Below are 13,621 nucleotides of genomic sequence, written 5' to 3'. Positions count from 1 at the left end.
ATAAAATTAGGCTAATTCTATCCCAAGATTAGCAGCGAAATATCGAGCTTCGATATCAAGATCAATAATTTCATCTAAACTTAATAACTTTTTGGATAATTTACTTGAATACCATTCAAAAGAGGCTTCAATTACTCTAGGAATCCATGTATATTTTAAACGACCTGATAAAAATCCTTCCACAGCAACCTCATTAGCTGCATTTAATACTACACAATAACCTGGACCAGAACTTAAAGCTTCAAAAGCTAGACTAAGGCATGGAAATTTTTCTAAATCAGGTTTAAAAAAATCTAACGAACATACTTTGGAAAAATCTAAAAAACCAACATTATTTTCTAAAATTTCTGGAAAACCCAATGCATATGATATAAGTAATTCCATATTTGGTTTACTTAGATTAGCTATAACTGAACCATCTGAATACTCTATCATTGAATGCACTATACTTTGAGGCTGTATTAATATATCTATAGATTCTATTGGCATAGAAAACAACCAAAAAGTCTGTATAATTTCAAACCCCTTATTTATCATTGTTGCTGAATCAACAGAGATTTTCTGACTAATTTGCCAATTATGATGCTTATAAATATGAAGAGGAGCAACATCTTCCAACTGATCTACAGATATACATCTAAAAGGTCCTCCATAATCCATAAGAATTATTTTATTTATATAATTACTTGGCAATTCATTTTTTGTTTTATCTAAATAAATGTTTCTATGAAGACACTGGAAAATAGAATTATTTTCATTATCTATAGGTATTATCTCTGTTTTATTTAAAGAAACAGCATCCATAAATAAATGACCAGCAATAACTAATAACTCTTTATTAGCTAATAAAATACGTTTTCCATTTTTAGCTGCTTCTAATGCAGAATATAACGCTGCTACTCCAGACATAGCAATTATTGCTATGTCATATAATTCTGAAGAGGCTATATCTATTAAGGCATCGTTACCTATTAAAACTTTAGGAAAATTATAACAAATAGGTATAGATTTATAAAAACGTTCTTTTGCCTGTTTATTAGGCACTACTACTACTTTTACATTAAAACTTATAGCTTGTTTTGCTAAACGCTCTATTTGACTGTTAGCACTAAGACCAAATATCTCAAAACGATCTTTATTTATACTAATAACTTCTAAAGATTTTTCTCCAATTGAGCTAGTCGAACCAAATATAAAAACCCGCCTTATCTCTCTCAATTTATCACTCCAGACAATATGATAGCCGTCGGAATAAAAGGGATAAGAGAATCTAACCTATCAAAAAAACCACCATGACCTGGAAGTAAAAAACCAGAATCTTTTATTCCAAAATTACGTTTTAATAAAGATTCAAAAAGATCACCTAATATAGCAATCATACTTAGAAAAAAAAACAAAAACAATGAAACAAATATGCTATATTTTTCTAAAATAAGACTGGCAAAACTTCCTTTAAAAGAACTACTTACAATATAGAATAATACAGAAAAAAATATTCCAAATACAGCTCCTTCTAATGTTTTTCCTGGACTAACTTTAGGAATTAATTTCGTTCTGCCTATATATTTACCAAAAATATAACCTGATGTATCAAGTATCCATACAGGCATCAACAAAGAAATAATAAACCAATCTCCATATATTTTATAAAAAAAAATAAAAGCACACCAAGCAGAGAAACAAGCAGGAATAGAAAAAAATAACCAAAACTTCTTTTCTAAACTAGAAAAATCACGATAAAAAATTATTGAAATAGCCGCAAATGATACCCATACAAGAACAACAGAATATATTAAAAATTTAAATAGTCTAGTATTTTTAATATATAAATTTTGAAATAAAAAATCTGAGAAAAAAATTAAAAAAATAAATATAATTAAAGAAAATATATATAAATAATTGTTATATTTTTTTTCTAAAAAAAATTGCATCCATTCTAAAAAAACCATAGAAACACAAAATGTGAATAGAGATATAAAATAGATCTTATTATCCAATGATAATGATAATAAAAATATAGAAAGCATAATAAATGCAGTTAATAATCTTTTGGCTAACACTACAATATCACTTAAAAAATTTACAAATAATTAACTATTAATCTTACCAAACCTTCTTTCTCTTGTTTTATACCATTCAAAAGCTTTTTCTAAGTCTAATGGAGTAAAATCTGGCCAATATATATCAGTAAAATAAAGTTCAGTATATGCTAATTGCCATATTAAAAAATTAGATATACGTTTCTCACCTCCTGTTCTAATAAGAAGATCAGGGTCAGGAGCCCAAGACATAGATAAATAATGACTAAAATTATTTATATTTAAATCATGAAGATTTCTTTGAAAAGAGAAATTATCTTTATCAATAAACATCAACTTAATTGCCTGCAGAATATCCCAACGCCCACCATAATTTACAGCAACAGTAAGATAAAATCTTTTATTATCAGAAGTTTTTTGTACAGCATAATTAATTAATTCTTGCAAATCATAATTAAAAGCTTTTAAATCTCCTATTACATTAAAACAAATACCCTCAGAAATTAATCTATCAACTTTATTTTCTAAAGTTCTAGTAAATAAATTTATTAAATTAGATATTTCTTCAGGAGGACGATTCCAATTTTCAGAACTAAAAGCAAATAATGTTAGATACTTAGTACCTAACTGCATACTTTTATTAATAATACTAACAGCTGATTTTATTCCCTTTAAATGACCTGAACTTCTTGGCAAAAAGCGACTACTAGCCCAACGACCATTACCATCCATAACAATAGCAACATGCTTTGGTATTGATAAATTAGTTGACATAATTGAAATTTTACGAATTTTATTATCAAAATAATTTGGATTAAATAACCATTATCTCTGATTCTTTTTGAGTTATTATTTTATCTATTTCAGATATTTTTGCATCAGTAATTTTCTGTATAGAATCCTGAATTCTTCTTTCATCATTCTCTGATATTTCTTTTTCTTTTAACATTTTCTTAACTATTTCATTACATTCTCGACGTATATTACGCACAGCTATTTTAGACTCTTCTCCTTCTGATTTTGATATTTTTACTAAATCCTTACGTCTTTCTTCTGTTAAAGGAGGCATTGGTACCTTAATTGAATTACCACCCATTGATATAGGATTTAAACCCAAATCAGATTCTCTAATTGCCTTTTCAATACTGGAAAACATATTTTTTTCATAAGGAGTAACTGATATAGTTCTCGAATCTGTTAAACTTATATTTGCTATTTTATTGATTAAAGAAGGCGACCCATAATAATCAATTTTTATATGATCTAATATACCTGTATGAGCACGACCAGTACGGATTTTTGCTAAATTTGATTTAAGCATATCAACAGATTTACTCATTTTTATCTCAGCTGATTTGCAAACACTATCTAAGTCCATAAAATACCCTTTTAAATATGCACTAAAGTTCCTTCATTTTCACCACTAACAACTCTTTTCAATGCGTTCTCTTTATAAATTGAAAAAACATTTATTGGCAAATTATGATCACGACACAAAGCAAAAGCTGTAGCATCCATAACTTCTATTCTACGAACAATCACTTCATCAAAACAAATATTTGAATATTTAGTAGCTGATGGATCTTTTTTAGGATCAGAACTATATATTCCATCTACTTTAGTAGCTTTTAAAACTATTTCAGCACCTATTTCGGCACCACGCAAAGCCGCAGCTGTATCAGTGGTAAAAAATGGATTGCCCGTTCCAGCTGCAAATATAACAATTTTTCCTTCTTCAAGATAACGCAAAGCTTTTGGTCTAATATATGGCTCTACAACTTGATCTATATTTAAGGCAGATTGTACTCTAGCATCTAAACCAATGCATTTTAAAGAATCTTGTAAAGCAAGGGCATTCATAATTGTAGCCATCATACCCATATAATCAGCTGTCGCCCTATCCATTCCTTGCGCACCTGGTGCTACTCCACGGAATATATTACCACCACCTATAACAATAGCTATTTCTATACCTAAATCAAAGACCTTAGAAATTTCTGATGTTATATTTGATATAGTAGATCTATTAATACCAAAAGAATCGTTTCCCATCAAAGCTTCACCAGAAAGCTTCAATAAAACTCTTTTGTATGGCTTATTATTCATAATAATATATTCCGCATTCTTAAATTAAATTTAAAAAATCAATAACATTATTGAAATTACAAAAGCATAAAAAATTGATATTAATTTGATCTCATTGCCGCTACCTCAGCTGCAAAATCAACATCTTTTTTCTCTATACCTTCTCCAACAGCATAATAGATAAAATTATTAATATTACTATTATTCTCTTTTAGCATTTGCTTAACAGTCTGCTTATCATTCTTTATAAAATGTTGAGATAATAATGTAACTTCTTTAAGAAATTTCTGGACAGAACCTTCTATCATTTTTTCCACTATTTCTTTAGATTTGCCAGAATTTATAGCTTTTTCTTTAGCAATAGATTTTTCAACTGCAAGATCTTCTTGACTAATACCATTCTCATCAATTGCCTTAGGCCTTGTAGCAGCTATATGCATGGCCAAATCTTTACCAAGAGAAGGCTCTCCATCAAAATCAACCAAAACACCAATTTTGCCATTGTGATTGTAACTAGATAACTTATTACTAGAACATATTCTATCAAAACGACGAATAGAAATATTCTCACCAATTTTTCCTACTAATGCTGATCTAAAAGCATCAACAGTATCATTTTTATATTGTAAATTTAACAAGGCATCAATATTTTCTGGATTTTTATTAGTAATAATTCTTGCAATATTATCAACAAAATCAATAAAATCAGAATTTTTAGCAACAAAATCTGTTTCACAATTGACTTCTACTAATGCTCCTATACTCATACCATTTTCAATACATGTATATATTCCAATTAATCCATCAGAAGCCAATCTAGAAGCAACCTTGCTAGCTTTGCTTCCTAACTTTACTCTCAATATTTCTTCAGCCCTAGTAATATCACCTTCAGATTCGATGAGAGCCTTTTTACATTCCATCATAGGAGCATCAGTTTTTTCCCTTAACTCTTTCACAAGGGAAGCATTAATCTTTGTCATAAAATTTCTCAAAATATAATTAATAAAGTAAATTAAGACTTATCTTCTATAAATTCTTCTAAATCATCTCTAATTTCATTTACAGTATTATCTAATTTCTTTTTACGTCCATCCAGTACAGCATCAGCAATACCCTTAACATAAAAAGATATGGCTTTTGCTGAATCATCATTACCAGGAATAACATAATCAACACCATCAGGTGAATGATTTGTATCAACAACCCCAACTACTTTTATTCCAAGAGCTTTAGCTTCAGCTATAGCAATTTTATGATAACCAACATCAACGACGAATAGAACATCAGGCAAACCACCTATATTCTTAATGCCACCTATAGCTCTATTTAATTTTTCAAGTTCACGATGAAATAAAAGCGATTCCTTTTTAGTCATTTTTTCTATATCGCCATTTTCAAGCATGTTTTCCATTTCTTTTAGACGCTTGATAGAAGACTTAACAGTTTTAAAATTTGTAAGCATTCCTCCAAGCCATCTATGATTAACATAAGGCATTCCACATCTAATGGATTCCGCAGCAATAAATTCACGAGCTGCTCTTTTTGTTCCAACAAATAGTATTACAGAACCAGATGCAGAAGATTTCTTTACAAATTCAACAGCTTCTAAATATTTTTCTACAGTTTTTTCTAAATTAATTATATGTATTTTATTTCTTTGTCCAAAAATATACTGAGACATTTTTGGATTCCAATAACGAGTTTGATGGCCAAAGTGGACACCAGCTTCTAACATTTCACGCATTATAGACATACAAAACTCCAAGGGTTAGTTTCTTACAACACATAAGCATCAAAATGACACCCTGGATAATGTGTTGTGCAAATATAATTATTAATTACATAGAATATATTCTATGAAAATATTTATTAATTATACATTAATCAAAAAATCTATGTAGAGTATAATGCAAAAATAAGCTTTATATATAAAGCTTATTTTGTAAAAAAAATTATAATTAATATTATTATATAATTAGCATATTTATTACGTTGTAAATAAATAACTTTACATACATATTGTACTAACTAAATAAGATAACTATAAAGTTTAAAATGGGAATAATTACAAACATTAATGATCTAGAAAAAATGCGTGCTGCATGTAAAGCTGCAGCAAAAATACTTGATTTTATACACCCCTATATTAGGCCAGGTATAACTACTGGGGAATTAGATAAGTTATGTTTTACGTATATGACTGAAGAATTACATGTAAAATCAGCAACTATAGGTTATGCTCCAGAAGGATATACGCCTTTTACTGGTTCAATATGTACTTCAGTAAATCACCAAGTATGTCATGGAATACCTGGTGAAAAGATTTTAAAGGATGGAGACTCACTAAATATAGATGTAACAATAATAAAAGATGGCTGGTATGGAGATACAAGTAGAATGTATCATGTAGGAGAACCTAATATATTGGGCAAAAGGCTTGCTGATATTACTCACGAATGCATGTGGAAAGGAATAGAACAAGTTCGTAATGAAGCCAGACTTGGAGATATAGGTTATGCAATACAAAAACATGCTGAATCATCTGGTTTCTCAGTTGTAAGAGAATATTGTGGACATGGGATAGGACGAAATTTTCATGAAGATCCACAAGTATTAAACTATGGTAGACCTAATACAGGAGAATATCTAAAAACAGGAATGTTGATAACTATAGAACCGATGATAAATGCAGGTCGTAAAGAAATAAAACATCTCAAAGACGGATGGACTGTTGTGACAAAAGACCATAGTTTATCGGCACAATGGGAACACACTATACTTGTCACAGATGATGGCTATGAAATATTAACAAAATCACCAGGTATGGAAAAAGTTCCTTCTTTTGTGAAAAAAGAATTTTAAAAGATATATTAATAGTATTTATATAAGTATTTTCTTAAAATATAATAATTATGTTATTGTTATATTGCCATGTATTATCACCTTAATTAGGAGAAGTCTATATGTGCATCTAAAGGAGCAATACTACTAACTTAGTATATAATTATAATCACTAAGAAAAAAACTTATCACAGAATGATATGTTTTTCTTACATAGTAAAATGTAAGTTTTTAATAAACAAACACTAACCAATTATATTTTTATTTGTAAAAATTATGATAGATCCATTAATAAAAAGTTTTCTTTTCACATTGGCTACTTTATTGCCTTTTCTAAACCCACCTGCCATCGCACCTATATTTCTTTCTATGACAGAAGGAGCATCTCCAGAAACTAGATTAATGCTAGCAAAAAAAGTTGGCATAAATGTTACTATTATGCTTATATCCACTATGTTGGTAGGCAATGGCATATTAATGTTATTTGGTATTTCACTACCTATAGTTCGTTTAGGTGGTGGTATGCTTATAATGTATAGTGCCTGGAATTTAGTTACTGCAAATGATGACAACTCTTCAGGTGAATCTGATCAAACAAAATCCATGTCTTTGGAAATGGCAAATTCCAGGTCATTTTATCCTCTAACTTTTCCTGTAACATTTGGTCCTGGTGCAATTGCTGGAGCCATAACTGTTGGTGTTTCATTAATAGACGAACAACCATCAATAATACTTTTAAGATTATCTGGAGCAATTCCAGCCATTTTATTAGCTACTTTTGCTCTCTACATATGTATGAAATTCTCTGCTCAAATGCTTAACAAACTTGGTAAAAGTGGCACTGCTGTATTTATGAGATTATCTGCATTCATTATGTTATGCCTAGGAGTACAAATATGTTGGGTTGGCATACAAGGTCTAGTTAATACTTTTTTATAAAAATAGATTTTGTAATTAATTTAATTTGCATAGAATGAAAATAGCACTATGAACAAGCAAATAAAGCAAAATCATTTTAGAAATAAGCTTTTTCTTATAATTTTTATATTAAGTTTTTTTTCAATACTAATTGCTTTAATATCGCAACATTTTTTTGATATGCAACCATGTGCATGGTGTGTTATCCAAAGATTATTATTTTTCTTAATAGGCATAATTTCTTTAATTAGTTTTTTTCTAAATAAAGTAATAATATCCAGGATATCAGCACTTTCGATTTCGGCTCTTGGAATATTAGGTATTTTAGCAGCTTGTCTTCAAAAAATATTTTCTTCAGATGACTTATCATGCACAACATCAACAGCGGCGGATAAAATAATTAGTAACAGTGGGTTTGATTCTGCTATACCATGGTTATTTAATATATATGCATCATGTGCAGATGATCCTGTTACATTATTTGGAATAGAATATTTTATTTTTAGTCTATCTATTTTTATTTTATTAACATTCATATCCCTTTCTATTTTTCTAAAAAAAGAATAACTAAATATAATAAACAACGCATATGCATATGCGTTGTTTATTTCTTATAGTTAAGAAGTCCTAGTATTACTCAAATTAGATAAATATTCTGAATTTACATCTCCTGTAATATAAATTCCATTAAAACAAGAAGCCTCAAAATTAGTTAATGATGGCTTTATACATCTTACAGACTGTTCCATATCTTCTATATTCTGATATATTAAATAATCACTTCCTATAAATTTTCCTACCTCTTCTTCAGTACGATTAGAAGCAACTAGCTCATTTGGAGTAGGCATATCTATACCATAAACATTTTGATATCTAATTGGAGCAGCTGCAGATGCAAAATAAACTTTTCTTGCACCAACAGAACGAGCCATTTCTACTATTTCCTTGCTTGTAGTTCCTCTAACTATTGAATCATCTACCAAAAGTACATTTTTATTTTTAAACTCAGTAGCAATGGTATTTAATTTTTGTCTTACAGACTTCCTACGTACAGATTGTCCAGGCATTATAAAAGTTCTACCTACATACCTATTTTTAATAAGACCTTCCCTATAATCTAAATTTAAACAATCAGCAAGTTGCATAGCAGCAGGACGAGATGAATCTGGTATTGGAATAACAACATCTATATCACCTGACTTGATTTCCTTTGCAATTTTTGCTGCTAGATATTCACCCATACGCAAACGAGCATCATAAACAGATACTCCATCTATAAAAGAATCAGGTCTAGCAAAATAAATATATTCGAATATGCAAGGTGTCAATACACTTTTATCAGAACAAACTTTACTATAAAAATTACCATCTAAATCTATAAATATAGTTTCTCCTGGTGCTACATCTCTTATAAATTTAAATCCATTCCCTTCCAATGCTACAGATTCAGATGCTATCATCCACTCAACACCTTTATCTGTATCTTGACGACCTATACATAAAGGTCTAATACCATATATATCACGAAAAGCAACTAAACCATAGCCTGATATTAATGAAACTACAGCATAAGCACCACGTACGCGTTTATGTAGATTTTCTACTGCTTTAAAAATAGCATTTTCATCCAAAGAAACTCCACTTGAAACTGAATGTAGTTCATGTGCAAATATATTTAATAAAACTTCTGAATCAGAATTAGTATTTATATGTCTTTGATCTACTTTAAACAAAGATTCTCTTAATTCTTTCCAATTTGTTAAATTACCATTATGAGCAAACATTATACCAAAAGGAGCATTAACATAAAAAGGTTGAGCCTCATGTTCACTATTGTTAGAACCTGCAGTAGGATAACGTACCTGCCCTATACCTTGACATCCTGGCAAAGAAAGCATGTTATGAGATCTAAATACATCTCTTACGAGTCCATGTGATTTATGAAGATTAAATAAACCATTATTAGATGTAGCAATACCAGCTGCATCTTGACCTCTATGTTGCAGCAGCAAAAGACTATCATATATAAGCTGATTTACTTGGCTACGTCCAATAACACCAACAATTCCACACATAATTATTTCCCTTGATAATTATTAAGGCAACAACTCTTTTAATTTGGAAGAATAAGGTAAATATAATTTAATATTCTCAATTAAAATCATAATAGTATCTATAAAAATACTATCAATCCAATATAATTCTTGCGATAAATTGGTAAAACAAAAAAATACAACTATTAATAATACTAGAAAAAGACCTCTAAAAAAACCAAATATTGCCCCAAATATTCTATTTATATTTGAAATATCTGTTTTATTTATAAAAAAAGACACTATATTCGCAATCAAAGAACAAAATAATAATGATAAAAATAAAACTATTAAATAAGATAAACCATCTTTCAGTAAAATAGAATCTGTATAACAATCAAAAAAAGGCGATAAAATATCACCGATTAAATCAGTAATTAAGAATGAGATTATATAAGTAAATAAAGATATGACTTCTTTTATAAAACCACGATAAAATCCTATAAAAGAAGAAATAATCAAAATAAATAATACAAGAAAGTCAAAATAATTCACAGTTTTAAATAAAAATTAAATAATAAAATTTTTACGAAAAGGATGCTACACCAAGTTTAAAATAAATCAGAAATTCTAATAGTAAATAAATATGAATTTTTGATCAAATTTTATAATTAATAAAATATCATAACTTATTTATATATGCTTTATATATCTCCGATACTGTAACAAAGGAACCAAATACTATAATTCTATCTAATTTTGAACAATTTCTTAAAGCTACATTTAGTGCATAATATGGATTCAGAAAAGTATGAACTGCACTATCATCAATATTTATTGATATTTTTATAATATTTGCTAACTCTATAGCAGATAAACCTCTTGCTCCATATGTACTAGCACAATACCAATAATCTATATCTTTTGATAATACTCTAATAAATTCTCTTATATCCTTATCTTTTAACATTCCTATAATGGCATATGTTTTATGAAAATTATTGCTTTTTTGTAAATTAGCAGATAACACCCTTGCTGCATGTGAGTTATGTGATACATCTATTATTAAACTTGGATTATTTGAGATAACTTGGAATCTAGCTGGTATAAAAACCTTCTCAATCGCAAATGATATAATCTCATAATTAGTTGATAATATTGGATATATCGAATCTAAAGCTGATAAAGCTATAGTAGCATTAATTATTTGACAATTACCAAATAATTTCGGCATTGGTAAATCTCTAAAATTATAATTTTTGCCAAAATAAGACCAAGATTTATTTTTCTGATTGACTATAAAACTAAAGTCTTTATTAATTAATTTTAAATTTGCATCTATTCCATACGCATATTTCAGTAATGAATCAGGAGGATTAGTATCTCCACATATGGCTGATTTATGCTTTCTATAAATATATGACTTTTCTTTAGCTATTGAATCTCTAGTACTACCTAACCATTCTACATGATCAATGCCTATACTGGTAATAATTGAACAATCAGCATCTATAATATTTACAGCGTCTAGTCTTCCTCCTAATCCCACTTCCAGTATGAGAACATCTAGTTTCTTATTAGAAAAAATATTTAATGCTGCTAGTGTTGCATATTCAAAATAAGTTAATGATATTTCTTTACGAATATTTTCTATAAAAGAAAAACTATCTACTATTTCTTGATCACTAATATTACTACCATTAACACGAATGCGTTCATTAAAAGATATTATATGTGGAGATGTATATAAACCAACTGAATAACCAGACTCCAATAAGAAAGATTCTAAAAAAGCACAGGTAGATCCTTTACCATTAGTACCTCCGACAATAAATTTAACTCCATCAATCTTAAGATTCATTCTTCTAAAAATATTATTAACTCGATCCAGTCCTAAATCAATATTTTTTGGATGAATCATTTCTAAATATTCTAACCAAGCACTTAAAGAAGTTGTAATATCAGGCTTCATAACAAAGATCCAAAAAATATTTATCAATAATAAGACATTAATTGTAAAATACCATGTCTAGCAGTAGATAACATCAAATCAAGTTTTTCTTTATTAAATTTTGCTTTTTCTCCTGTAACCTGTATTTCGATAAAATTACCACTATCATCCATTACAACATTCATATCTACATCACAATTAGAATCTTCTTCATAGTTCATATCAAGTAATATATTATTATTAATAAGGCCAACAGAAATGGCTGCTACTTTCTCTATTTTTTTATCATATCTAATAGAATATTTTTCATATAAAATAGGAAGAATATCTATAATAGCTAAATAGGATCCTGTAATACTTGCACATCTTGTACCACCATCAGCTTGTAGCACATCACAATCTAATTTAATAGTAAATTCACCACTAAATCTTATATCGAAAGCTGTTCTTAAACTACGACCAATCAATCTTTGTATTTCATGTGTTCTACCAGATTGTCTTCCTACTACTGATTCTCTTGTTGTACGAGTTCTTGTTGAACCTGGTAACATACTATATTCTGCTGTAATCCAAGGACTATTTGTACCTTTCATAAAGTCAGGAACACCATCTAAAACATTAGCATTACAAAGAACTATAGTATTTCCCATGCTAATCAAAATTGAGGCATCAGAATTACTAGTAAATTGCTTAACTATCTTGAAAGGTCTAATTTGATCAAAAGGCCTTCCGAATAAACGTTCAATTATCATAACATCCTAAAATTTATTATATTTAAATAAATATTGATAATATAACCATATTATCAATATTTATTTAATAAATGAGATTATAACTATGAATAGTATGACAGGTTTTGGTTGTTCACAAATAGATATTAATGAAGATGAAATCTTATCTATTGAAATACGAAGTTTTAATAATAGATTTTTAGACATTAAAATGAATATTTTAGAAGAATATAAAAGTCTAGAAAAAAATATCAGAAATCTAATAATAACAAATATATCAAGAGGAAAAATTGAAATAAAAATAATTAAACAATCAAACAAAAATATAATAGATTATTCATTCCAGGAATTTATAAGTAATATTTCTAATAAAATATTACTTATAAAACAAGAAATGCCTGATATTAGAACTCCTACATCAGCAGAGCTTATTAACCTTTTCTATAAAAATAAGGATCACATAATAAATACTTCATGTTCTTTAAATGAAAATATAATTTTTGAATCAATTATAATAGCTATTAATAACTTAAAAAAGGATCGAAAAAGAGAAGGAGAAGATCTTTTAAAAATAATTCTAAATTATATAAATGATATTGGAGAAATACTAAAATATATAGAACTAAATTCAAAATCCAGTATTGACTTTTTCAAAAACAAGTTATTTAAAAAAATAGAAAAAAATTTTATAGAAATATTATCTAACAAATTTGATAATCAAGAAATCAAAGATAAGTTTATTCAGGAAATAATTTCTAATGTTTTAAAAGTTGATATTTCAGAAGAAATAGAAAGGCTAAATATACATTTGAAAGAAATGCGAAAAACAATAAACGAGGAAAAAGGCAGTTTAGGAAAAAAAATAGAATATTTAACTCAAGAAATGAATAGAGAAATAAATACAATAGGGTCAAAAACTAATGCTACAGAGATATCGCATCTTGCTATCGAAATAAAATTATTAATAGATAAAATAAGAGAACAATCACAAAATATAGAATAAAAAATAAAAAAAACATCATT

At 28.0% G+C, this 13,621-nt stretch carries 15 protein-coding genes; 4 read left to right on the top strand and 11 right to left on the bottom strand.

Annotation, left to right across the window (positions count from 1 at the left end; genetic code table 11):
* Window positions 1-6: 6 nt before the first annotated feature.
* The 7 genes from I1N47_01700 to rpsB form a co-directional block, all read right to left on the bottom strand.
* A complete protein-coding gene (locus tag I1N47_01700; protein WBF65841.1) occupies window positions 7-1,218 on the bottom strand; it encodes a 1-deoxy-D-xylulose-5-phosphate reductoisomerase in 1,212 nt (403 codons plus the stop codon).
* Window positions 1,215-2,060 (bottom strand): CDP-archaeol synthase, encoded by an 846-nt coding sequence (locus tag I1N47_01695; GenBank protein ID WBF65840.1) that lies wholly within the window; start codon window positions 2,058-2,060, stop codon window positions 1,215-1,217. Before I1N47_01695 ends, I1N47_01700 begins: the two co-directional genes overlap by 4 nt.
* 30 nt (window positions 2,061-2,090) lie before the next feature.
* Entirely contained in the window at window positions 2,091-2,813 is a 723-nt protein-coding gene (gene uppS, locus I1N47_01690) for a di-trans,poly-cis-decaprenylcistransferase (protein WBF65839.1), read from the bottom strand.
* Window positions 2,814-2,853: 40 nt separating this feature from the next.
* On the bottom strand, window positions 2,854-3,417 hold the full coding sequence (gene frr / locus I1N47_01685) for a ribosome recycling factor (GenBank protein ID WBF65838.1): 564 nt from the start codon (window positions 3,415-3,417) through the stop codon (window positions 2,854-2,856).
* An 11-nt stretch (window positions 3,418-3,428) separates the two neighbouring features.
* Window positions 3,429-4,145 (bottom strand): UMP kinase, encoded by a 717-nt coding sequence (locus tag I1N47_01680; protein WBF65837.1) that lies wholly within the window; start codon window positions 4,143-4,145, stop codon window positions 3,429-3,431.
* An 80-nt stretch (window positions 4,146-4,225) separates the two neighbouring features.
* Window positions 4,226-5,104, bottom strand: a complete 879-nt coding sequence (locus tag I1N47_01675; GenBank protein WBF65836.1) for an elongation factor Ts — start codon at window positions 5,102-5,104, stop codon at window positions 4,226-4,228.
* Window positions 5,105-5,136: 32 nt separating this feature from the next.
* Window positions 5,137-5,877, bottom strand: coding sequence for a 30S ribosomal protein S2 (rpsB, locus tag I1N47_01670; protein WBF65835.1), 741 nt, complete (start codon window positions 5,875-5,877; stop codon window positions 5,137-5,139).
* A 302-nt stretch (window positions 5,878-6,179) separates the two neighbouring features.
* Between rpsB and map the strand changes: the two genes are divergently transcribed.
* The 3 genes from map (at window position 6,180) to I1N47_01655 (ending at window position 8,450) form a co-directional block, all read left to right on the top strand.
* Window positions 6,180-6,986, top strand: coding sequence for a type I methionyl aminopeptidase (gene map / locus I1N47_01665; protein ID WBF65834.1), 807 nt, complete (start codon window positions 6,180-6,182; stop codon window positions 6,984-6,986).
* Window positions 6,987-7,241: 255 nt separating this feature from the next.
* The gene (locus I1N47_01660; protein WBF65833.1) at window positions 7,242-7,904 is read left to right on the top strand and encodes an NAAT family transporter; all 663 of its coding nucleotides are present in this window, start codon (window positions 7,242-7,244) and stop codon (window positions 7,902-7,904) included.
* A gap of 48 nt (window positions 7,905-7,952) precedes the next feature.
* Window positions 7,953-8,450 (top strand): disulfide bond formation protein B, encoded by a 498-nt coding sequence (locus I1N47_01655; GenBank protein WBF65832.1) that lies wholly within the window; start codon window positions 7,953-7,955, stop codon window positions 8,448-8,450.
* A 50-nt stretch (window positions 8,451-8,500) separates the two neighbouring features.
* Here the strand turns inward: I1N47_01655 and purF are convergent, their stop codons facing one another.
* The 4 genes from purF to rph form a co-directional block, all read right to left on the bottom strand.
* Entirely contained in the window at window positions 8,501-9,958 is a 1,458-nt protein-coding gene (purF, locus tag I1N47_01650) for an amidophosphoribosyltransferase (GenBank protein WBF65831.1), read from the bottom strand.
* Between the two features lie 21 nt (window positions 9,959-9,979).
* Window positions 9,980-10,471 (bottom strand): CvpA family protein, encoded by a 492-nt coding sequence (locus I1N47_01645; protein WBF65830.1) that lies wholly within the window; start codon window positions 10,469-10,471, stop codon window positions 9,980-9,982.
* 127 nt (window positions 10,472-10,598) lie between these two features.
* Window positions 10,599-11,888: a bifunctional tetrahydrofolate synthase/dihydrofolate synthase gene (gene folC / locus I1N47_01640; GenBank protein WBF65829.1), complete on the bottom strand. Its 1,290-nt coding sequence runs from the start codon at window positions 11,886-11,888 to the stop codon at window positions 10,599-10,601.
* A 23-nt stretch (window positions 11,889-11,911) separates the two neighbouring features.
* Complete coding sequence (gene rph / locus I1N47_01635) at window positions 11,912-12,619, bottom strand: ribonuclease PH (GenBank protein ID WBF65828.1); 708 nt, start codon at window positions 12,617-12,619, stop codon at window positions 11,912-11,914.
* Window positions 12,620-12,713: 94 nt separating this feature from the next.
* On the opposite strand from rph, the gene I1N47_01630 reads away from it, so the two are divergent.
* The gene (locus I1N47_01630) at window positions 12,714-13,601 is read left to right on the top strand and encodes a DUF1732 domain-containing protein (protein ID WBF65900.1); all 888 of its coding nucleotides are present in this window, start codon (window positions 12,714-12,716) and stop codon (window positions 13,599-13,601) included.
* Window positions 13,602-13,621: the final 20 nt, after the last annotated feature.

It is taken from the genome of Candidatus Kinetoplastibacterium crithidii, from assembly GCA_027557655.1.
Lineage (GTDB): Bacteria > Pseudomonadota > Gammaproteobacteria > Burkholderiales > Burkholderiaceae_B > Kinetoplastidibacterium > Kinetoplastidibacterium crithidii_C.
This window is presented reverse-complemented; position numbering and strand designations above follow the sequence as displayed.

What these genes read in the sequence shown, in the direction of transcription:
- rph (WBF65828.1), bottom strand. Translation starts at nt 12,619, where the DNA reads ATGATAATTGAACGTTTATTCGGAAGGCCTTTTGATCAAATTAGACCT.
- rpsB (WBF65835.1), bottom strand. Translation starts at nt 5,877, where the DNA reads ATGTCTATAATGCGTGAAATGTTAGAAGCTGGTGTCCACTTTGGCCAT.
- map (WBF65834.1), top strand. Translation starts at nt 6,180, where the DNA reads ATGGGAATAATTACAAACATTAATGATCTAGAAAAAATGCGTGCTGCA.
- uppS (WBF65839.1), bottom strand. Translation starts at nt 2,813, where the DNA reads ATGTCAACTAATTTATCAATACCAAAGCATGTTGCTATTGTTATGGAT.
- I1N47_01680 (WBF65837.1), bottom strand. Translation starts at nt 4,145, where the DNA reads ATGAATAATAAGCCATACAAAAGAGTTTTATTGAAGCTTTCTGGTGAA.
- frr (WBF65838.1), bottom strand. Translation starts at nt 3,417, where the DNA reads ATGGACTTAGATAGTGTTTGCAAATCAGCTGAGATAAAAATGAGTAAA.
- folC (WBF65829.1), bottom strand. Translation starts at nt 11,888, where the DNA reads ATGAAGCCTGATATTACAACTTCTTTAAGTGCTTGGTTAGAATATTTA.
- I1N47_01630 (WBF65900.1), top strand. Translation starts at nt 12,714, where the DNA reads ATGACAGGTTTTGGTTGTTCACAAATAGATATTAATGAAGATGAAATC.
- I1N47_01660 (WBF65833.1), top strand. Translation starts at nt 7,242, where the DNA reads ATGATAGATCCATTAATAAAAAGTTTTCTTTTCACATTGGCTACTTTA.
- I1N47_01655 (WBF65832.1), top strand. Translation starts at nt 7,953, where the DNA reads ATGAACAAGCAAATAAAGCAAAATCATTTTAGAAATAAGCTTTTTCTT.
- purF (WBF65831.1), bottom strand. Translation starts at nt 9,958, where the DNA reads ATGTGTGGAATTGTTGGTGTTATTGGACGTAGCCAAGTAAATCAGCTT.
- I1N47_01675 (WBF65836.1), bottom strand. Translation starts at nt 5,104, where the DNA reads ATGACAAAGATTAATGCTTCCCTTGTGAAAGAGTTAAGGGAAAAAACT.